Raw genomic sequence first — 19,790 nt, 5'->3', positions numbered from 1 at the left:
GCAACGATCACCCATACTGGCACCTGACCCGCAAACAAAAAAACGGCCATGAAACTCATGACCGTTTTTATCAACACCCCCTCGCCAGTTCGAGGATTAGAAGCATTTTTCTTCCTGGCAGCCATCATCTTTGGTGCCTAACTGGGTCAGTAAATCTACCATTTTCTGGTTATTTTCTTCTCTGAAGTAACGAATCAGCGAAACATCGCCTTTGAGTTTCTTGTTTACATCTGCGCCTGCAGAGGCCAGATATTTCATGGTTTCAGTATCGCCAATAAATGCGGCCATATGAAACGCGGTATTGCGGCTGGCCGGATGCACATAGTTCAGATCCGCCCCTTTGGAAACCAGGTATTTCACCACATCCAGCTTGCCTTTGGATGCGGACATTTGCAGGGGTTCCCAGGCAAAGAACTTCTGGTTAACCAATGAAGGGTCAGCTTCGACAAACTTTTTCACGACTTTGATATTGCCACCCGTCAGCGCCTCGGTAAACTCCATATATTCATCATCGGTCAATGCAAACGCTTGCAAGGCAAATGACAGTGAACACAAGGCCAGTAAAAACTTAATTGATTTCATAATCTCTCCAAACACCTGATTTTCATTTTTTAAAAATAACCACTTTTTTGGCCTCGTGAAGTCGCCGGTAAGGGCCGGTCGACTCCGCTTAACCTACAAACTTGCGTGCGTTTCTGAACATGCGCATCCAGGGACCATCTTCCTGCCAGCCATCTGGCCGCCAGGAATGCTGTACCGCTCTAAACACACGTTCAGGATGTGGCATCATGATGCTGAAACGACCATCTTGCGTAGTAAACCCGGTCAAGCCCTGAGGCGAACCATTCGGGTTAAACGGGTAAACTTCGGTCGCTTGCGCAGCATGGTCCACATAACGCACGGTTGCCAGTTGCTGTTGTAGCACACTTGTGACCGCGCCCGCATCAGTAAATTCCGTAAACCCTTCGCCATGTGCCACAGCAATCGGCATGCGGCTGCCTGCCATGCCGTCAAAGAAGATAGACGGCGAGGCCAGAATCTCGACCAGGGCAACGCGTGCTTCAAACTGTTCGGACTTGTTGCGCACAAAGTGCGGCCAGTGCGCAGCCCCTGGAATAATGCTGTGCAGGTTGCTCATCATCTGGCAACCATTACAGACGCCCAATGCAAAGGTGTCTGCACGGTTAAAGAAGGCGCTAAATTCATCGCGTGCACGCGCGTTGAACAGGATGGACTTGGCCCAGCCTTCGCCTGCACCAAGTACGTCCCCATAAGAGAAGCCACCGCAAGCCACCAAGCCTGCGAAATCCTTGAGTGCCACACGGCCGCTGATGATGTCGCTCATATGCACATCGACGCTGTTAAAACCTGCGCGGTCGAACGCGGCTGCCATTTCGGTCTGGCCGTTGACACCTTGCTCACGCAAAATCGCCATGTTGGGGCGTTTGCCGGTGTTGATATACGGTGCCGCAATATTGTCATTGAGGTCAAAAGTCAGCTGCACATGCAAACCGGCATCGTCGGCATTCAGGATGCGGTCATATTCTTGCTGGGCACAGGCCGGGTTATCACGCAGGCTCTGCATGCGGTAAGTGGTCTCAGACCACATGCGGTGCAGGTCGATGCGTGATGCCTGGTAGCGTGCCTGTTTAAGCGCGATGACAATGTCCTGGCCGGCAGTGACGTGGCCGATGGCGTGCACACAGTCACCCAACTGCTGTTGCAATTGCTGGACGATGGTTGCCGTATCGCTGGCGCGCACTTGCAGTACCGCCCCCAATTCTTCGTTAAACAGCAGGGCAATGTTGTCGCCAGCCAGGGCGCTGAGGTCAAGATTGAGGCCACAATGACCGGAAAACGCCATTTCTGCCAGTGTGACAAACAGGCCACCATCTGAGCGGTCATGATAAGCCAGTAGTTTGCCTTCGTGATTCAGTTGCTGGATCGCGGCAAAAAATGCTTTCAGTTGTGCCGGTTGGTCGACATCGGGCACGCTGTTGCCTAACTGTTGATAGACTTGAGCCAAAGCCGAGCCGCCCATGCGGTTTTTGCCATTGCCCAGGTCGATCAGGATCAGCTGACTGTCGCCGAGATCAGTGCGCAGTTGCGGCGTCAGGGTTTTACGCACATCTGGCGTATTGGCAAAGGCAGAAATTACCAGTGAGATGGGGGCTGTGACCGCTTTGTTTTCACCTTGATCTTGCCAGACCGTTTTCATACTCATGGAGTCTTTGCCGACCGGGATGCTGATGCCGAGCGCCGGACATAATTCCATGCCCACGGTTTTCACGGTGGCATATAGCGCAGCATCTTCACCGGCATGACCGGCAGGCGCCATCCAGTTAGCGGACAGTTTGAGGTTGCCAATGTCACTGATTGCGGCGGCGGCAATGTTGGTGATGGCTTCACCAATGGCCATGCGGCCGGAAGCCGGTGCGTCGATCAGCGCCAACGGTGCTTTTTCACCGATAGCAAATGCTTCGCCGATATTGGTTTCAAACCCGGCACAGGTCACCGCCACGTTGCTGACAGGCACTTGCCACGGGCCGACCATTTGATCGCGGGCGATGAGGCCGGTCACGCTACGGTCACCAATGGTAATCAGGAAGGTTTTATCTGCCACACCCGGTAAGCGCAGTACACGCGATACGGCATCATGCAATACCACGTTGCCGGTATCAAACGCTGGCAGCGTCTTGTTCACGGATTTGACATCACGCAGCATTTTTGGGGGTTTGCCCAGCAGAACAGACAGATCCATATCCACCGGCTTGTTGTCAAAATGACGGTCTTCCACCGTCAGATGACGTTCTTCCGTGATGACGCCGACGACGGCAAACGGACAACGTTCGCGCTCACAAATTGCTTCAAATAAGGGCAACTGGTCTTGCGTGACGGCGAGTACATAGCGCTCTTGTGCTTCGTTGCTCCACAGTTCGCGCGGACTCATGCCAGGCTCTTCATTATGCACATCACGCAACTGGAACACGGCGCCGACTTTGGCATCATTGACCAGCTCAGGGAAGGCGTTGGAAATACCACCGGCACCCACGTCGTGTATGCTCAAAATCGGGTTGTTATCGCCCATTTGCCAGCAACGATCAATCACCTCTTGCGCACGGCGTTGCAACTCCGGGTTGCCGCGTTGCACAGAGTCAAAGTCCAGGTTTTCCGTGTTGGCGCCAGTATCCATACTGGAGGCCGCGCCGCCGCCCAGGCCAATCAACATGGCCGGGCCGCCCAGCTGAATCAGGGCTGAGCCAGGGGGGATGCTGTTTTTATGGCTGTGGCTGTCAGAGATATTGCCGACCCCACCCGCCAGCATGATCGGTTTGTGATAGCCACGCATTTCGCGCTTGCCATCGGCAGTAGGCGTTTCGAGTTCAAAGGTACGGAAGTAACCGGCAATATTGGGGCGGCCAAATTCGTTGTTATAAGCGGCTCCGCCTAAAGGACCGTCTATCATGATTTGCAACGGGCTGGCGATACGGCCAGGTTTGCCGTAATTGGTTTCCCAAGGCTGTTTAAAGTCAGGCAGGTTCAGGTTAGAGACCGAGAAACCGGTCAAGCCTGCTTTCGGCTTAGAGCCTATGCCGGTCGCGCCTTCATCACGGATTTCACCGCCTGCACCAGTCGCAGCCCCGGCAAAGGGTGAAATGGCAGTGGGGTGGTTATGCGTTTCCACCTTCATCAGGTAATGCATGTCGTCTTCGACAAACTGGTAGCTGTGATCGGCTGCCGGATAAAAACGCTTGGTTTTCTGGCCTTTTACAATCGAGCTGTTGTCAGAGTAGGCAACCACGGTGTTGCCAGGATTGAGTTTGTGCGTGTTGCGGATCATGTTGAACAGCGACAGCTCTTGCTGTACGCCATCAATCACCCAGTCGGCATTGAAAATCTTGTGGCGACAATGCTCGGAGTTGGCTTGGGCAAACATCATGAGTTCGACATCGGTCGGGTTGCGGCCCATTTTGCGGTAGTTTTCCAGCAGGTAGTCCACCTCATCTGGCGACAGGGCTAAGCCCATCTCGCTGTTGGCCGCCTCAAGCGCCGCTTTGCCGCCAGCTAAAATATCCACACTGGATAAAGGTTTAGGGTCGGCATGGTGGTAGAGTTTTTCTGCATCCGCCAGCTGGTAGACCACCGTTTCTGTCATGCGGTCCTGGATGGCAGTGCGCAAGGCTTGCTTCTCAGCTTCGGTCAATGCTTGGCCGTTCGCAGTGGTCACGTAATAGGCAATGCCGCGCTCAAGACGCAGCAGATGACCCAGGCCACAGTTATGTGCAATATCCGTCGCGCGTGAGGCCCAGGGCGAAATCGTGCCTATCCTCGGAATCACCAGCAGCAACTCGCCTGTCGGGGACTCGATATCCGTGTGCGGACCGTAAGTCAGAATCTGGCGCAGGGTGTCTTGCTCGCTCACGCTCAAGGCGGACTCGCTAAAGGCAAAGTGCACGAATTCGGTGTAAATATGGGCGATATTCGGTGCGCTGGCTTTGAGGGCGCGATACAGTTTATCGAGACGGAATTGAGAGAGGGCGGCGCTGCCGCGCAGGCTAAGGAATTGCGCTTGACTAGACATGAGGCGGTTGGATTTTTCAATGAAAATTCAAACCGCCATTTTAACAGAAAGCGCGTCTGATATCGAATGCGCCAAAGCGCCTGCCCAAATAAAAACAGCAACCATCCGGTTGCTGTTTGACTGACTGCTGGCACGACAAAAGATTTAGTCTTTGCCGATTTCGTAGACTTCTTCTTCGGTTTCACCAATTTTGCCGGTCACTGCATCGACTTCGACTTCGATTTCCTTGCCGTTGGCTTGCTTGATATCAAATTCGTAGACAGGATTGCCGTTTTCCAGCTCATATTCGATGCTTTCCACGTCACCTGGATATTTGTCCAGTGCAGTTTTCTTGGCTTGTTCCATCGTCACTTTGGCTTTGGATTTGAATTCGTCGCTGTTAGGATCAACATCCACTTCTTCTTCAAATACCTTGCCAGTTTTGGCTTCACATTCTACTTCCCATTCTTTGCCATCTGTGCCGACAATGTCGAACTCATAAATGGCACCACGGCCTTTTTCAATCTCGGCTTCCAGTGAGACGACTTTGCCCGGATGTTTGGCCAATGCGGCTTTCATGCATTTTTCCATCGGGCCATTATGGCTGTGGTTGTTAGCCTGTGCAGACAGGCTGAACAAAGCGGCAACGGCTGCAATCACTAAAGACTTGTTCATGGGTAGAGTCTCCTTATTTTTAAGTGGAAGATTCACTTTAACATAGATTATATTTTCCTGTTTCTGTTTGAAATCAAGAAATTTCAATAGCCAAGTGCACGAGCCGTTTGGTAAAAGGCAAAGCTGACCAGCCAGGCCAGCATCAGGGACCACGCCAAAGACAGCCACATAAAACCGCTGCTTTTACTTTCCGATTTAAGTGTGGCGATGGTCGACAGGCAGGGCGTATAAATCAGTGTAAACAGCATAAAGCTCATGCCTTGTACCCAGTCGATATTGCTTGCAATTTGTTGGCTGAGCGCATCCCCTTGCAGGCCATAAATCACGGCCAGCGAGCCGACCACGATTTCCTTGGCAACAAAACCAAAAATCAGGGCAATCGCCAGTTGGGTGTCAATGCCAATGGGGTCCAGCACGGGCGCGAAAAAGCGACCTATGCTCCCGGCCCAGGTTTCAGGGCTGGCTGGCGTGGCAGAAAAAGGTAAATGCGTGAGTAGCCAGACCAGCACCACACCAATCACAATAAATTTGGTGGCACGTGCCAGAAAATGTTTCACCTCTTGCCAGCCACGCATCCAGATTTGTTGCGGGGTAGGGAAGCGATAAGGCGGCAGCTCAAGCACAAAGGGCTCGCGGCTTTGAAAGCTGCGTTTGAATAGGACCGCCGTGATAAAAATGGTGGCAAAACTGACCAGATACAGCGAAAACAAGACCAGTGCGGCTTGTGACGGCGGGAACAGAATGGCGATGATAAATAAAAATACCTGTAGTCTGGCTGAGCACAGTGACAGCGGTATCGTCAGCATGGTCAGTAAACGCATGGGGCGGCTGCGCATGACGCGAGTGCCCATGAGTGCGGGCACATTGCAGCCAAACCCCATCAGCATCATGACAAAGCCGCGGCCATCCAGCCCCATTTTGGCCATCAGCGTATCCATCAGAAAAGCCGCGCGTGAGAGATAGCCGCTGTCTTCCACCATGCTCATGACCAGGAAAAATAGCACAATGATGGGTACAAAAGCGGCCACCGTACTAAACCCGGTATACAAGCCGTCCAGCAACAGCCCGTTGAGCCAGCCCGGCAAGAAGGCCAAAGCTGGTTCCAGCGCCTGGCTACGCAGCGTGTCAAACAGCCAGCCCATGCCTTCTTGCAAGGGTGCGCCTACGCTGAAAATAAACTGGAACAGCAAAAATACGGACAGCAAAAACAGCGGCAGCCCAAACCAGGGATGGAGCAGAACCTTATCGAGACGGTCGGTGAGTGTGTGGTTCAGTTGAATAGGAAACTGCACGCTCTGATCGATAATGTGGTGCATTTCCTGCTCAATGGCATTCTCGAGTTCGAGCTTGCGGGCAATACTGTCAGGCGAGGTCAGATTAGGGTGTTGCAGCATGGTCTCTGCTGCCAGCTGTAGCGCTTCTGGGCAGCCTTGCCCGTACTTGGCGCTAATGGTACGCACCGGCATGCCTAACTGCTTGCTCATGGCCTGGGTATTGATGGTGATGCCAGCCCGTTTGGCCTCATCCTCCATATTGAGCAACAGAACTGCAGGCAAGCCCAAGGCACGGATTTGCAAGGCCAGTGAAAGCTGTCGGTCGATTTGCGCACTGTTGAGGATAATCAGCACCAGGTCAATCTGGTGATGGCTCAGGAAATGCCTGACCACGTGTTCATCATCAGAAAAGCCGTGCAAATCATACAGGCCGGGTAAATCGATCAGCTCGGCAATATGTCCCCCCAGCAGCAGCTTGGCGCTCATCAGGTCGACCGTGATGCCAGGCCAGTTGCCGACGCGCGCAGACGCACCACTCAGGCGGTTAAACAGGGTGGATTTGCCGGTATTCGGCATCCCAAGTAAGGCGACACGTTTCATACGGCAGGGGAGTCTAACAGGTCAACGGGGTGTAAATGAATGGCACTGGCATCGTGCAGACGGATGATCACATCCGTGGAGCCGATACGGACATGTAACGGCCCATTAAACGAGGCCTGTCTGATCACCTCTATGCGCTTGCCGCTACGAAATCCAAGGGCATTCAGGCGTTGGGCCAATGCTTGCTCTGCATGAATGCGGTCTACGATGGCAGTCTGCCCTGGTTTCAGTGCGTCTAGATGCATGGTTGCGTTCAAATGAGAATAATTCTTGATTGTAGCTTAGAATGACAATGAAGGAAATTGTTCATTCGATCTTTTCTCAAGTTGCGCGCTCAATCACGACATCCATCACAGCCAACAAAAAAGCCAGCAACAGCTGGCTTTTTGCAGGCTCAGAACGAATCCGGCTTATTTTTTCTCAAGGCCGCTCACGTCAATTTTGGCTTTGTCTTTGAGGCTCAACATGTATTTTTCGAGTTTACGTTGTTGAATGGTGCGCTCAAGACCTTCCTGAACTTTATCATAAGCAGGCGCTTGCAGAGCTCGGGTGTCTACCAGCTTGATCACATGCCAGCCAAACTGCGACTGCACTGGCTCAGGCGTTGTTTCCCCTTTCTTGAGGGAAACCAGCGCGTCGGCAAAAGGCTTGACCATGCCAGCTGGTGAGAACCAGCCCAGATCGCCCCCTTTGTCTTTGGAACCTGGGTCCAAAGATTTTTCCTTGGCCACTTTGGCAAAGTCAGTGCCTTTTTTCAGGTCAGCAATAATGGCTTTGGCTTCGGCTTCTGTTTTCACCAGGATGTGGCGGGCGTTGTACTCTTTGTCACCCAGTTCTTTTTTGTATTGCTCGTAAGCTTCTTTTTTCTCGGCATCAGTCACAGGATTTTTCTTGATAAAATCTCCCAGGAAAGCATTCACCAGTAACTTGCGACGGGCCAATTCTTCACTGACCACAAAGTCAGGCAATTTATCAATACCGGCTTTTTGCGCTTCCTGATAGGCCAATTCAGAGCCAACCAGTTCGTTCACCACGGCAGCTTTCATGCCATCGTTGGCTTTTTGGCCTGTACGCGCTTCAGCATCCTTGAGGATAAACTCTACCCAGGATTTCTTGATCGGTTTGCCATTGACGGTGGCTACCGCGTCGGCATCCGCCGCATACACATGTGGCATTGCGCTTAAGCAAGCAATTGCCAACAATACTTTCAAAAATTTCATGCAATATCCTTAAAATAACGTTTTGAATTAGGTGCGATATTAAAAAACAGGATTGTTTCAAATAAATGACTCATCGGTCGATAAGGCCGTAATACTGAGCGCGTGGATGCGATGAGGCATTAAATCTTGCAAACATTGATATACCATGCGATGGCGCATTATCTGTGATTTTCCTGAAAATAGCGAGCTTTTTACCGTGATGGTAAAGTGTCCGCCGCCAGTATTTCCTGCATGTCCGCGATGCAAATCACTGTCATCCTGAATCTCGATGTGTTCCGGTGTCAGACTTTGCAACCGCTGCTCTATTTCAGCGCGCAGCATCACGGCAAAGTCTTTCTAAACGGTTTGACGGTCACTTGGCCATAGACGCCTGCATGAACAAACGGATCGTCATTGGCCCAGTCTGTGGCCGCCTGCAATGAGTCAAATTCAGCGACAATCAGGCTACCACTAAAGCCCGCTTCACCAGGGTCTACGCTGTCTATGGCTGGCAACGGGCCTGCTAAAACCAGGCGGCCCTCGTTTTGCAACTGTTGCAATCTGGCCAGATGCGGCGGGCGATGTTGCAGCCGCAATGGCAAGCTGTTCGGGGTGTCCTGTGCGTAAATCATGTAAAGCATGGTGGCATTCTTTCGCTGCGGCAGTCGATAAAGTCTGGCTAAACATTTAGTCAGGCGGGCGGCTGATTTTGTTCAACCCAATGCGCTCTTAGCGCAAAGACCTGCACGATCATAAAGATAAACATAAGGCTGGTGGCCCCAAACAGCTTGAAGTTGACCCAGTCGTCTTCGCTGTAGTGAAAGGCAACGTAGAGGTTCAATATGCCCATGCCGATTAAAAAGGCAATCCAGTAGAGGTTTAGCTTGTCCCAGGTGGCAGCAGGCGGCGACATCATTTTGCCCAGCATGCGCTCAATCAGGTTGCGCTTGAAGGCATAGCGACTGAAAAGCAGGGCCAGTGCCCCAATCCAATAGATGGCGGTCGGCTTCCACATGATGTAGGTTTTGTCATGTAACAACAAGGTAATGCCGCCGAGAACGGTAATCACGGCGCCGTTGATGGCCAGCATCTTGTCTATTTTGCCGCGTTTGAGCCAGATCACGCCGATCAGCAAGAGCGTACTAATCATGGCGACCGCGGTGGCTGCAAAGATGCCTGCTTTTTTATAAGCGATAAAGAACAGGATGACGGGGAGTAAATCGGTGATGATTTGCATGCTTGGCTTCAGTACACTGAATTCTTGCTATCTGTGAGGGCACTATTTTGCTATGATTCTTGTCATAAAGTAAAGTTTATATGTAGACAATCCTGTCCCCGCACCACAGCGTAGTCTCTCTCAGTCAATATGTCCGTTCCGATAGATTTGCATTGCCACTCCACGCTCTCAGATGGCCTGCTCTCGCCTGAGGAGTTGGTTGCACACGCCGCAAGCAAAGGTGTGCGAGTGCTGGCGCTGACGGACCATGACGAAGTCGGCGGCCTGGCGCGCGCACGAACTGCCGCTGAACAGCATGGCATTACCCTAGTCAATGGCGTCGAAATCTCGGTGACCTGGAAAAAACGGACCTTGCATATCGTCGGCTTGCGCATTGATGCGAGCGACCCGCAATTAATCACCACCTTTCAGCAGGTGCATGCGGCACGGGATGTCCGTGCCCGGCAAATGGCCGAAGGCCTGGCCAAGGCTGGTATTGCTGGCGCCTACGAAGGTGCGAAGCAGATTGCGGGAAATAGTGTAATGACACGCAGTCATTTTGCCCAGTTTATTGTCAAGCAAGGGCATGCTAAAAACATCAAGTCTGTCTTTAAAAAATATATGGTCAAAGGCAAGCCAGGGTTCGTCAACCATGAGTGGATGAGTCTGGAACAAGCAGTGACCTTGATTCGCCAGGCTGGCGGTGTCGCCGTGCTGGCACACCCTGGCCGTTATGACCTGGGCTTCGTCAATATGCATTTGCTATTGCACGAGTTCAGAGGCTACGGCGGACAGGCCATAGAAGTCGTGACTGGTAGCCATCAGCCGCCGCAGTTCGATCAGTTCGCAAAACTGGCCCATCGCTTTGACTTGAAGGCATCTCAAGGCTCTGACTATCATGGTCCAGGACTTTCGTTCATGGAAATGGGCCGCTTGCCCGCCTTACCGGCCAATTGTGTCCCCCTCTGGCAGGATTGGCCCGAGGCCAGTCTGCTGCAGTAGTGCTTTATGGCCCAGTACTTTATTATTCATGCGCAAAACCCGCAGGCGCGGTTGATTCAACAAGCGGTACAGCTGTTGAAGCAGGGCGGTATTCTGGCTTGTCCGACTGACTCCAGTTATGCCTTGGTGTGCCTGATGGAGTTCAAGGACGCGCAAACACGCATCCGCCGGTTGCGTGGTGTGGATGATGATCACCCCTTTACGCTGATCTGCCGTGATCTAGCCGAGATTGGCACCTATGCCAAAGTGAACAATAGCCAGTTTCGGCTACTTAAAGCCTTGACCCCTGGCGCTTATACCTTTTTGCTTGAGGCTAGCAGAGAAGTGCCGCGCCGCCTGCATCACCCCAAACGCAGCACCATCGGTTTGCGCGTGCCCAAGCATGTTGTGACGCAAACCTTGCTGGACGCGCTGGATTGCCCCATGCTGAGCATGACCTTGCAATTACCCGGTGACGAGGCGCCCCTCTCGGTCGGATGGGAGATTCGGGAAGCGCTGGAACACCAGATTGATGCTGTGATTGACAGTGATATCGTGCACGTGGGGCCCACCACGGTGCTGGATTTGACCGAAGATCCGCCGTCGCTGGTCCGGGCAGGTGTCGCGCCCTGGCCTTAATGTTGTCTGAAAGCTATTTGCATGGAAGAACTGACCGTTGTACAAAAAATTGCTGCCTACGCACTGCCTATCCTGTTTGCGATTACCGTGCATGAAGCTGCCCATGGGTACGCTGCCAAATATTTTGGCGACTTGACCGCCGAGCGCATGGGCAGGATTACGCTTAATCCCTTCAAACATATTGACCCTATCGGCACCATTTTATTGCCCGCCATCAGCATTATATTTGGCGGTATCCTGTTTGGCTGGGCAAAACCGGTGCCCGTGAATTTTGGCCAGTTACGCCGTCCCAAGCAGGATATGTTATGGGTGGCTCTGGCTGGCCCCGCTTCCAATTTTGTCATGGCATTGCTTTGGGGTTTGGTGTTGGCGAGGGTGGGACAATTTCCAGACGCTGCCCAGGCGTATGTGTCGCAAATGAGTCTTGCAGGTGTACAGATCAATCTGGTGTTGCTGGTGCTTAACCTGTTTCCACTGCCACCGCTGGACGGTGGCCGCATTGCAGTGAGCTTATTGCCCATGTCCGCGGCCATCAAATTTGCCCAGCTCGAGCGTTACGGCATGCTGATACTGATTGCACTCCTGTTTACCGGTATTTTGGGGATAGTGCTGTCGCCGGTACTGCGCTTTTTTCAGCATTTGCTCACTGTGTTGGTGTTCTAACAGCGAGCCCAACTTGGTTGATTCGTTGCGGCTTGAGTCGCTGCCTCTGCCTTTCAAGCCTGAGTTAAATCAGGTATTGATCATTAATCTTGGCTATATTTTTAAGCCACATTGGACTCAGAGGGCACAATAGCCAAATCGACTCGCTTTGGGAGTAAATTCAACGTTTCAGCCGTCATGACACTGCTCACATTAATGCTTGATCGCGTCCAGCGTTAGCTTGGTTGGTACCAAAGCGCGCTCTGCTTTTGCGGCCACTGGCGGCGTGAGGGCGATGCGATCCTGGCTCAGGCCCGCGGCCAGCAATTGCTGCTGAATTGCGTTTGCCCTTGATTTGGCTAAGGCCTGTAAGTCCGCTTCTGAAACCGGGATACTGGTCGTCAAGGTCTCTTGTGCCTGTTCGTAAAATCCGGTCGGTGTTTTTTCCAGCTTTGAAGCAAGCCGCTTTAGCAGGCCTTTGTTGGTTAAGCGGTCATGCAAGGCCTTGAGCGCAGATTGCACCTTGGGGTTGTTGAGGTCTATCGGTCCCGGTGTCTGGTCTGCCTTCAGGACGATGCCCATTTCCGCAGCCACTTGCTTACGCAGGCTGCTTTCCTGCAGGGCGCGTGTATCTGCAGCGATATCGTAAGCCGGCACCACCCCCAGCTTTAATTGCTGGCGTTTGTTAAGTGCGCTGCTCACTGCTTGCAGTTTTTCCTGCTCAGGCGGGGATAAAGCCGCCGTACCGGGATCAAACACAATGGCCTCCAGCTTTTCACTGCTGCCAAACAGCTTACCCAAGGCGCTAAATGGCGCTGTCACGATTTTGGTCAGAATGTTGGTAAAGGCTTTCCAGACAATCCCGCCTATGCTGAACTTGGGGTCATCCAGGCTGCCACTGACTGGCAGGTCGAGGTCAATGACGCCATTGCTGTCTTCAAGAATGGCAATCGCCAGATCCAGGGGCAGGTTGGCGGCATCCTTACTGTCTACGCGCTCGCCCAAGGTCAGTTTGTGAATAACGAATTTGTTTTCTCCGGCCAGCTTGCGCTGCTTGATCTTGTATTCGAGATCGACAGACAGCTTGCCTGAGGTGATCTTGCGCCCGGCAAATTTGCCGGAATAGGGGGTTAGCCGGTTCATTTCCAGATTGGTGAACGCCAGTTTAAGGTCGGTAAATTCGCCGGTGTTAAATGGCTGCAAGCTGCCACGGATGCGGGCAGCGCCATAGTCATCCACCTTGCCATCCATCTCTATCTGGGCTGTGGAAGCCGGGTTGCTCGAAATGCCGTTAATCACCCCGCCCAGATTGTTAATATGCGTGCCAAATGGCTGCGGCAATGACAAGTCGGCAAAGTCCAGTTCGGCATTGTTGATTCGCACACTGTCTATATTGACCGGAAAATCACTCTGTTTACTTGCGTTTGCCGCCGCGGTTGCTGCGCTTGTACTGGTTGATGTTGTTGCATTGCTCGCAGGCGGATGGTCAGAAGCGGGCGCAGTACGCATGAGCTTGCTTACGTTCAGGCTGCGATCGGCAGCAATCATAAACTTGGTCTGCGGTTGGCTCACACTCAAGGTGTCGATTTGCAATTTGCTCGGTGCCACTGATAGCGATACACCGTCTGCCTGTAAGGTTTGCCAGCGCAAGAATGGTTGCTGGCTTTCTTCCTCAACAATCGAGAGCTGGTTGACGGTGAAGCCGCCATCAAAGCGGGTTGTGCCTTGCGTGGATTGTTGTAACCTGCCTTCTAAACCGACTGCGCCATCTTCCATTTTGAGTAAGGTGACTTGTGCTAGGTAGGGCGCAAAGGGTTTTAAAGATAACTGACTGAGCTGTGTTTGCAGGTCTGCTTTAAACGGGGCCGCCGCGATCTTGCCTTGCAGATTCCATTGACCGCCTTGTTTGACCTTGAAGCCAGCCTTGACCGGAAGCCAGCGTGTCAGATTCTGGGTCAAGTCAGTCAGCGAGAGTTGACCATCGGTCACATCCAGGATCATGGGGCTTGAGGTCGATTGATCCTCAATATGCACCTCAGCCTGCTGCAAGGCTAGCTGTTTGAGACTATAGGTCCATGCAATTTTCTGCGTTGTCGTGGCGGGCGAAGTCGCCGTATTCTTGGCGGCTTCTGCCGGGGGTGTTGCGAGCAGGGTTTGCCAGTTCAAGCGCTGGTCGGCCTGGCGAATCACCGAGGTTTTCAGACCGCTTAACTGGATCGCCGCGATCTCAGCTTTTTGTTGCGCCAGCGCCAGATGTACTTTGCCTACCGATAGCTTGCCGAGTTGTGCCAGCATTTGTTTATCCGATTGCAGCGCGAGTTGGCTGGCATCCAGTTGCATGTTACTGAGCGTCAGGTCTTCAGCATGATCCAGGGCCAATTGCAGATTCATGTCGCCTACCGTTGCCAGCAGCGGTTTGGCAAACTGGTGGTTGGTATAGGTCAGGTGCCAGTGCGCGAGAGCTATTTCGTCAATGCTCAAATGGAACGGCTTGCTTTCAGCTGTTTGCGCTGTTTGCTCGGCTGTGGATTGGGTGGTTGACGTATTTTTTGCGACGGTTGGTTCGAAGCTCTGTTGCCAATCCAGCAAGCCAGAGGCCAGCTGCGTGGCGGAGAATTGTCCCTGATTGAGATGGACGAGCCCGATCTTCGCACGACGGTCAGCCAGGTTGAAACTGGCGTGTTCCAGCGCCAGTTCGGGCAGGCTGAGCAAGGTTTGCTGGCCATGTTGCACCTGCACCTGTTGCAGATGAACATCCAGATTTTCAAACTGAAGCTGTGCTTGTTTATCCAGCGTGAAACTGAGACTGGGCAGTGACAGCTGGCTGCTGGCCATTGAGACGGCCGCTTGCGGCTTTTGTAGCTTGAGCTGATTCAGGGTCATGTCGATATCATGACCCTGCAGGCTGAGTTGCGCAGCAGGGAGTAGCGTCAGCTGTTTGGTGGTAACCGTGAATGAGGCCCAGGTAAGTTTGTCCGCTGGCGCCATTGTCGCCCCCAAGTCCTCAATGCGTAGCTGGACATCACTGAGCTGCAGCTTTGGTTGTTGCTGATGCATGGAAAATGCATAGTTCAACTGACCAGAAAAAGCCCCGGTCTCAACTTTAACGGGCAGCGCCGCTGTGTTGACCCACTGCATCACCTTGGCAATTTGTAACGCCTCAATCGCCAGTTGCCCTTGCGATGCGAGGGGATTGACGCCGAAGTTACCTTTCCACTTCACGGTGCCGCCCTGATAGGGCAGTTTTGCCGCGATCAGGTAGTCGCCGCGGTCTTGGGGCAGGGTAGAAAAGCCTTCAAGTTCAAAATCCAGCGGCTTGAGGGAGGCGCGCAAAGGCTGGTCGTGCTGTGCATCCAAGTATTCAATATTGCCCTGGCTCAGGATGATTTTTTCAATGATGACTCGGGGCAGGTCCTGATCTGGCGGCGAGGGATTTTCATTGAGTTTGGCGATCAGGTCTGCCCAGTTGAGTTTACCTTGTTTGGAGACCATCACATTCACATGTGGGCCTGTCAACTGGATCTGCTTGAGTTTCCATGCCCATTTAAACAACCCGCTGGCGTCAAGATCGACCACAAGTCGGTCAAACGCAGCCAAGGGCGCACCTTGCTGATCAGTGAGTGAGAGTTTTTCGATGGTGGTGGTCAGGCTGAAGGGGGCAAATGTGACCTTGTCGACGCTAGCTTTGCTGGCCAGCTGTGTTTCGGCAACCCAGGGCAACAGCCATTTGGCCAGCGGGTTCACAGCCAGCCAGGCAAACAGCAGGTAGAAAACTACCAGTCCGGCGACGATCCTGAACGGTACTGATAATGCGATTTGCGCCAGTCGGCCCGACTGAGGCAGGCGAAAACGAGAAGAATAGGAACGCAAGCGATTGAGCATAGGCGATAATTTAGCAGAATTTAAATGTTTATAGCGTGATCGCAGCTTGCCTGGGCAAATCTTGAGCCAAATCAGAGGGCTGGTGAGGTGAAGGTGACATGGTCATCTGTTTTCATGTATGCTTAAGTCATCTCGTTATACAGGATGCTGTTTTCAGCAGTAAATATGGCTTCGGAGCCGGATAAGTTATCTCATAAACCCTCTCTTTTAGAACGATTAAGCCATTTTCTGCTGCGTGAGCCAGAAGATCGAGAGCAGCTTGTTGAATTGCTGCATGGCGCTTATGAAAACCACCTGATGGATGGCGATTCACTGGCCATGATCGAAGGTGTTTTGCAAGTCAGTGAAATGCAAGTGCGCGACATCATGATTCCGCGCTCGCAAATGGATGTGATTGATATCGCTCAACCGCCAGACAGTTTCCTGCCGTTTGTCATTGAAACGGCACACTCCCGCTTCCCCGTGATTGAAGACAACAAGAATGATGTGATCGGCATCCTGCTGGCCAAAGACCTGCTTCGTTACTATGCAAATGAGTCGTTTGAACTGCGCGACATGTTGCGTCCGGCCGTGTTTATCCCCGAATCCAAGCGCCTGAATGTATTGCTCAAGGAGTTTCGCAGCAATCGCAATCATATTGCCATTGTGGTGGATGAATACGGCGGTGTGGCGGGCATGGTGACCATTGAAGACGTGCTGGAGCAGATTGTTGGGGATATTGAAGACGAATATGATGATGACGAAGGCGAGGGCAATATTATCCAGCAGGCGCCGGGTAAATACCGTGTCAAAGCCTTGACTGAAATCCCTGAGTTTAATGAAGCCATTGGCACCATCTTTAGTGACGAAGAGTTTTCAACCGTGGGTGGGCTGGTAGTCAACCATTTTGGTCATTTGCCCAAGCGCGGCGAGCATATCCGCATTCAAAACCTGAGTGTGACCGTGGTGCATGCTGACAGCCGTCGTGTACATGTGTTATTGGTAGAGCTATTGCCAGAAGAAGCCTATCCTATTGAGTCGGTCTAGGTCGCAGCGTCGCCCCACCCTATGCGTAGCGGCTGCGGATGGAACCTAATGATCGTTTTGATTGCCTGAGTGTTTGAACATAAGGAGAGTGATGATGAGAGCACAAACTTGGTTGCACGGGGTGTTGGCAGTTGGATTGTTATCAGTGAGCAGTGCATTATGGGCAGGGGCGACGCCAGGGACCGCTACGACGGGAGCGATTCCAGAAGACGAGCAGGCCTTTGTGGATAAAGTCGGCAAGATGAGCCGGGCCGAATTGATTGCATTGCTGGGCGAACCTGCCCGCGCAGAAGATGTGAAACTCAAGGACAGTGGACGGGTGGTTGCCTCTATCTGGCATTATCACAACATCAACAAGGATGCGAAGGGGGCTTACTACCCAACGACCGAGCTGGATATTGTGGAAGACCAGGTCAGCGTGGTGGTGTTTTTGAATAATGATGGGTCTGACGCCAGCAGTGGTCAAACCTACGAAGTGCCCAATCCCAATCCGGCAGGCATTTAATTCTTTATTGCGGTATCAAACATAAAGGGCGCTCAGGCGCCCTTTATGTTTTTAACCACGATAAAGCCTGATTTAATTGATTATTTTTTCAGGCTATCACGGATTTCGCGCAGTAGCACAATATCTTCCGGGGTCGGCGCAGGTGCGGCAGGGGCCGGTTCATCCGCGGTTTTCAGGCGGTTCATGAATTTCACCATCTGGAAAATAATAAATGCCAGGATAATAAAGTTGAGCACGATAGTCAGAAAGTTGCCGTAGGCCAGCACTGCACCCAGTTTTTTGGCTTCTGCCAATGCCAGGTCAGCCGATTGGCCGTTAAGGGGCACATACAAATTGCTAAAATCAAAGCCGCCAAAAATCTTGCCGACCACGGGCATGATGACATCATCTACCAGTGAGGCCACAATTTTGCCAAAGGCCCCACCAATAATGACACCGACTGCCAGGTCCATGACATTGCCTTTAAGGGCGAACTGCTTGAATTCTGAAATGACGCTCATGACTTCTCCCACCATTGTTATTAAAGATTAAGATTGTAAAGGGCACTTTTATAAATTCAAGTCGTAAAGCAAGACGAGGTGCGATTAAAAAAGGAGATGCAGTCTCTGGTTGCGAGGGCAGGAAATTTTTTTTATAAACAACACCGTATGACGATGTTAGTGGTTTCAAGAGGCCCTGCGTGAAACGCAGGCTCGCAAATTGAATTTATAGAAGTGCCCTAAAGCGACTATAGGCAATGAGGGATGTGCTTGTCAATGCTTGGGTTAAACGCCAGGTGATGGGCCGCTGGTGCGAGAGGCCTGTGATATATTGCCGGAATTGTGTTTTTGTTGGATGAATGATTGATGCAAGTGTGTCACAGTGTGCGCGAGTTACGCGCCTTTTTAGCCCGTCATCCGCAATCAAAGGTGGGCTTTGTCCCGACGATGGGCAATTTGCATGCAGGACATTGCCAATTGGTGACGCAGGCCAAGCAGCTCGCGGAGATTGTGGTGGTGAGTATCTTTGTCAATCCCTTGCAGTTTGGGGTGAACGAAGATTTTGGTAGCTATCCACGCACCTTGGCGGCAGACTGTGAACAGTTGGAAGCGGTAGGGGCGGACGTGGTATTTGCGCCTACCGTCACTGAAATGTACCCGGATTTTGATGGGCAGGATTTGCGGCAAGCCGTTGTGATACAACCGCCCGCACTGGCCAATGAATTATGCGGGGCCAGCCGGCCCGGGCATTTTGTCGGCGTGGCAACGGTGGTCGCCAAGCTGTTTAATATGGTGCAGCCGCAGGTGGCCGTGTTCGGCAAAAAAGATTACCAGCAATTGATGGTGATCCGCACGCTGGTGCGGCAACTCAATTTTAACGTCGAGATTGTGGCGGGCGAGACTGTGCGCGAGCCTTCTGGCCTGGCCATGAGTTCTCGCAATGGCTATCTTTCTGCCACAGAAAAAACACAGGCAGCGCAACTTTATCAGCAACTGCAGCGCATCAAGCAGGCGTTGCTGGCAGGCCAGCGGGATTATGCAAGCTTGTGTGAACAGGCGGTGGCTGGGTTAAACCAGCAAGGCTGGCAGGTCGATTATGTAGACATTCGCAGGCAAACAGACCTGACCTTGCCCGATGCGAATGACCAGGCCTGGGTGATTCTGGCGGCTGCCAAGCTTGGTGGGACGCGCCTGATTGATAATTGCGAAGTGAGTCTGTAGACCAAATGCGCCACTTCTAACCATAAATTTATTTTGCGCTAAGCCCTTGATAACTTTATAATTACGTCCTTTTCCGCGCGAGCGGGTGTTCGAGTTAAGGAACGCAATGCAAAGAACCATGTTGAAATCAAAGCTGCATCGGGTACGTGTGACGCATAGTGAGTTGCACTATGAAGGCAGCTGTGCGATTGATGAGGCCTTGCTGGAAGCGGCCAATATTCATGAGTATGAGCAAATCCAGATTTACAACATCAACAATGGTGAGCGTTTTACCACCTATGCGATTCGTGCTGAGCGCCATTCCGGCGTGATCTCTGTCAATGGCGCGGCGGCCCACAAAGCCGATCCTGACGACTTGATTATTATTGCCAGCTACTCGCAATATACAGAAGCTGAATTGGCAAATTACCATCCACAACTGGTTTATGTCGATGCGCAGAACCGCATCGTCCAACAGAAAAACCATATTCCAGCGCAAGCTGCCTGAATTTGAAACCCTCTATGCAACCAAATACTTCATTAATGTCTCTTGAAGACATGAAACTGGCCGTTGTTGACGCGCTGGAAGACATCAAAGCCTTTGATATCACCGTGATGGACGTGCGCGACATGACCGCCATGACCAGTTACATGATCGTCGCCAGCGGCAATTCCACCCGCCAATGCAAAGCCATTGCGGACAATGTGCGCGAAAAGCTTAAAGAAAAAGGCATGGATGCGCGTGGTATTGAAGGCGAAAAAGAAGGCGAATGGGTGCTGGTCGACTTGGGCGACATTGTCGTGCATGTGATGGTGCCTGCTACACGAGCCTATTACAATATCGAGCAGCTGTGGAGCGAGTCACAGTCTCGCCGCGCCGCCTCGGCCGCCTGATTCTGACGCAAGGTCAT

General features: G+C 52.2%; 19 protein-coding genes. 8 read left to right on the top strand and 11 right to left on the bottom strand.

The features are described 5' to 3' along the window. Positions 1-96: 96 nt before the first annotated feature. From GOC95_RS04250 to GOC95_RS04210, 9 genes are all read right to left on the bottom strand, one after another. Positions 97-582 (bottom strand): ankyrin repeat domain-containing protein, encoded by a 486-nt coding sequence (locus GOC95_RS04250; protein WP_194748297.1) that lies wholly within the window; start codon positions 580-582, stop codon positions 97-99. Positions 583-670: 88 nt separating this feature from the next. Then, entirely contained in the window at positions 671-4,582 is a 3,912-nt protein-coding gene (gene purL / locus GOC95_RS04245) for a phosphoribosylformylglycinamidine synthase (protein ID WP_275355974.1), read from the bottom strand. A gap of 144 nt (positions 4,583-4,726) precedes the next feature. Further along, entirely contained in the window at positions 4,727-5,236 is a 510-nt protein-coding gene (locus GOC95_RS04240; RefSeq protein WP_275355973.1) for a PepSY domain-containing protein, read from the bottom strand. 83 nt (positions 5,237-5,319) lie between these two features. Further along, positions 5,320-7,110, bottom strand: coding sequence for a ferrous iron transport protein B (gene feoB, locus GOC95_RS04235; protein ID WP_194748294.1), 1,791 nt, complete (start codon positions 7,108-7,110; stop codon positions 5,320-5,322). Further along, a complete protein-coding gene (locus GOC95_RS04230; protein ID WP_194748293.1) occupies positions 7,107-7,355 on the bottom strand; it encodes a FeoA family protein in 249 nt (82 codons plus the stop codon). The genes feoB and GOC95_RS04230 overlap by 4 nt, the downstream gene beginning before the upstream one ends. Before the next feature lie 165 nt (positions 7,356-7,520). Continuing rightward, positions 7,521-8,330 carry a peptidylprolyl isomerase gene (locus GOC95_RS04225; RefSeq protein WP_275355970.1) on the bottom strand — a complete coding sequence of 270 codons (810 nt, stop codon included), beginning with the start codon at positions 8,328-8,330 and terminating at the stop codon, positions 7,521-7,523. A gap of 57 nt (positions 8,331-8,387) precedes the next feature. After that, positions 8,388-8,651, bottom strand: a complete 264-nt coding sequence (locus tag GOC95_RS04220) for a BolA family protein (protein ID WP_194748291.1) — start codon at positions 8,649-8,651, stop codon at positions 8,388-8,390. Beyond that, positions 8,651-8,950 carry a YciI family protein gene (locus tag GOC95_RS04215; RefSeq protein WP_275355968.1) on the bottom strand — a complete coding sequence of 100 codons (300 nt, stop codon included), beginning with the start codon at positions 8,948-8,950 and terminating at the stop codon, positions 8,651-8,653. The genes GOC95_RS04220 and GOC95_RS04215 overlap by 1 nt, the downstream gene beginning before the upstream one ends. 50 nt (positions 8,951-9,000) lie before the next feature. Continuing rightward, positions 9,001-9,546, bottom strand: coding sequence for a septation protein A (locus tag GOC95_RS04210; protein ID WP_275355966.1), 546 nt, complete (start codon positions 9,544-9,546; stop codon positions 9,001-9,003). 129 nt (positions 9,547-9,675) lie between these two features. Between GOC95_RS04210 and GOC95_RS04205 the strand changes: the two genes are divergently transcribed. The 3 genes from GOC95_RS04205 to GOC95_RS04195 are packed head-to-tail and all read left to right on the top strand — an operon-like array spanning position 9,676 to position 11,808. Next, positions 9,676-10,527, top strand: a complete 852-nt coding sequence (locus tag GOC95_RS04205; protein WP_275355964.1) for a 3',5'-nucleoside bisphosphate phosphatase — start codon at positions 9,676-9,678, stop codon at positions 10,525-10,527. Positions 10,528-10,533: 6 nt separating this feature from the next. Further along, the gene (locus GOC95_RS04200; protein ID WP_275355962.1) at positions 10,534-11,145 is read left to right on the top strand and encodes an L-threonylcarbamoyladenylate synthase; all 612 of its coding nucleotides are present in this window, start codon (positions 10,534-10,536) and stop codon (positions 11,143-11,145) included. Positions 11,146-11,166: 21 nt separating this feature from the next. After that, positions 11,167-11,808 carry a site-2 protease family protein gene (locus tag GOC95_RS04195; protein ID WP_194748286.1) on the top strand — a complete coding sequence of 214 codons (642 nt, stop codon included), beginning with the start codon at positions 11,167-11,169 and terminating at the stop codon, positions 11,806-11,808. 192 nt (positions 11,809-12,000) lie between these two features. Here the strand turns inward: GOC95_RS04195 and GOC95_RS04190 are convergent, their stop codons facing one another. Further along, positions 12,001-15,669, bottom strand: coding sequence for a DUF748 domain-containing protein (locus GOC95_RS04190; RefSeq protein ID WP_275355960.1), 3,669 nt, complete (start codon positions 15,667-15,669; stop codon positions 12,001-12,003). Between the two features lie 165 nt (positions 15,670-15,834). Here GOC95_RS04190 and GOC95_RS04185 point away from each other — a divergent pair, with 165 nt between their 5' ends. Both GOC95_RS04185 and GOC95_RS04180 read left to right on the top strand, forming a co-directional pair. Beyond that, a complete protein-coding gene (locus GOC95_RS04185) occupies positions 15,835-16,695 on the top strand; it encodes a transporter associated domain-containing protein (RefSeq protein ID WP_275355958.1) in 861 nt (286 codons plus the stop codon). 91 nt (positions 16,696-16,786) lie between these two features. Then, the gene (locus GOC95_RS04180) at positions 16,787-17,200 is read left to right on the top strand and encodes a hypothetical protein (RefSeq protein ID WP_275355956.1); all 414 of its coding nucleotides are present in this window, start codon (positions 16,787-16,789) and stop codon (positions 17,198-17,200) included. Between the two features lie 80 nt (positions 17,201-17,280). On the opposite strand, the gene mscL is transcribed toward GOC95_RS04180, so the two are convergent. Beyond that, entirely contained in the window at positions 17,281-17,700 is a 420-nt protein-coding gene (gene mscL, locus GOC95_RS04175; RefSeq protein WP_194748283.1) for a large conductance mechanosensitive channel protein MscL, read from the bottom strand. Positions 17,701-18,045: 345 nt separating this feature from the next. On the opposite strand from mscL, the gene panC reads away from it, so the two are divergent. The 3 genes from panC (at position 18,046) to rsfS (ending at position 19,773) form a co-directional block, all read left to right on the top strand. Further along, positions 18,046-18,900: a pantoate--beta-alanine ligase gene (gene panC / locus GOC95_RS04170; RefSeq protein ID WP_275355954.1), complete on the top strand. Its 855-nt coding sequence runs from the start codon at positions 18,046-18,048 to the stop codon at positions 18,898-18,900. Between the two features lie 106 nt (positions 18,901-19,006). Continuing rightward, positions 19,007-19,387, top strand: a complete 381-nt coding sequence (gene panD, locus GOC95_RS04165; RefSeq protein WP_194748281.1) for an aspartate 1-decarboxylase — start codon at positions 19,007-19,009, stop codon at positions 19,385-19,387. A 14-nt stretch (positions 19,388-19,401) separates the two neighbouring features. Continuing rightward, positions 19,402-19,773, top strand: a complete 372-nt coding sequence (rsfS, locus tag GOC95_RS04160) for a ribosome silencing factor (protein WP_275355952.1) — start codon at positions 19,402-19,404, stop codon at positions 19,771-19,773. Positions 19,774-19,790 lie beyond the last annotated feature (17 nt).

Source organism: Methylophilus sp. YYY-1 (assembly GCF_029132825.1).
Classification (GTDB): Bacteria; Pseudomonadota; Gammaproteobacteria; order Burkholderiales; family Methylophilaceae; genus Methylophilus; species Methylophilus glucosoxydans.
The sequence above is the reverse complement of the archived record's forward strand: the minus strand, read 5'-3'. Positions and strand labels throughout refer to the sequence as shown.

What these genes read in the sequence shown, in the direction of transcription:
- panC (WP_275355954.1), top strand. Translation starts at nt 18,046, where the DNA reads ATGCAAGTGTGTCACAGTGTGCGCGAGTTACGCGCCTTTTTAGCCCGT.
- rsfS (WP_275355952.1), top strand. Translation starts at nt 19,402, where the DNA reads ATGCAACCAAATACTTCATTAATGTCTCTTGAAGACATGAAACTGGCC.
- feoB (WP_194748294.1), bottom strand. Translation starts at nt 7,110, where the DNA reads ATGAAACGTGTCGCCTTACTTGGGATGCCGAATACCGGCAAATCCACC.
- GOC95_RS04185 (WP_275355958.1), top strand. Translation starts at nt 15,835, where the DNA reads ATGGCTTCGGAGCCGGATAAGTTATCTCATAAACCCTCTCTTTTAGAA.
- GOC95_RS04200 (WP_275355962.1), top strand. Translation starts at nt 10,534, where the DNA reads ATGGCCCAGTACTTTATTATTCATGCGCAAAACCCGCAGGCGCGGTTG.
- GOC95_RS04190 (WP_275355960.1), bottom strand. Translation starts at nt 15,669, where the DNA reads ATGCTCAATCGCTTGCGTTCCTATTCTTCTCGTTTTCGCCTGCCTCAG.
- GOC95_RS04225 (WP_275355970.1), bottom strand. Translation starts at nt 8,330, where the DNA reads ATGAAATTTTTGAAAGTATTGTTGGCAATTGCTTGCTTAAGCGCAATG.
- GOC95_RS04220 (WP_194748291.1), bottom strand. Translation starts at nt 8,651, where the DNA reads ATGCTGCGCGCTGAAATAGAGCAGCGGTTGCAAAGTCTGACACCGGAA.
- purL (WP_275355974.1), bottom strand. Translation starts at nt 4,582, where the DNA reads ATGTCTAGTCAAGCGCAATTCCTTAGCCTGCGCGGCAGCGCCGCCCTC.
- GOC95_RS04250 (WP_194748297.1), bottom strand. Translation starts at nt 582, where the DNA reads ATGAAATCAATTAAGTTTTTACTGGCCTTGTGTTCACTGTCATTTGCC.
- GOC95_RS04195 (WP_194748286.1), top strand. Translation starts at nt 11,167, where the DNA reads ATGGAAGAACTGACCGTTGTACAAAAAATTGCTGCCTACGCACTGCCT.
- GOC95_RS04215 (WP_275355968.1), bottom strand. Translation starts at nt 8,950, where the DNA reads ATGCTTTACATGATTTACGCACAGGACACCCCGAACAGCTTGCCATTG.
- GOC95_RS04205 (WP_275355964.1), top strand. Translation starts at nt 9,676, where the DNA reads ATGTCCGTTCCGATAGATTTGCATTGCCACTCCACGCTCTCAGATGGC.
- GOC95_RS04180 (WP_275355956.1), top strand. Translation starts at nt 16,787, where the DNA reads ATGATGAGAGCACAAACTTGGTTGCACGGGGTGTTGGCAGTTGGATTG.
- GOC95_RS04210 (WP_275355966.1), bottom strand. Translation starts at nt 9,546, where the DNA reads ATGCAAATCATCACCGATTTACTCCCCGTCATCCTGTTCTTTATCGCT.
- GOC95_RS04230 (WP_194748293.1), bottom strand. Translation starts at nt 7,355, where the DNA reads ATGCATCTAGACGCACTGAAACCAGGGCAGACTGCCATCGTAGACCGC.
- panD (WP_194748281.1), top strand. Translation starts at nt 19,007, where the DNA reads ATGCAAAGAACCATGTTGAAATCAAAGCTGCATCGGGTACGTGTGACG.
- GOC95_RS04240 (WP_275355973.1), bottom strand. Translation starts at nt 5,236, where the DNA reads ATGAACAAGTCTTTAGTGATTGCAGCCGTTGCCGCTTTGTTCAGCCTG.
- mscL (WP_194748283.1), bottom strand. Translation starts at nt 17,700, where the DNA reads ATGAGCGTCATTTCAGAATTCAAGCAGTTCGCCCTTAAAGGCAATGTC.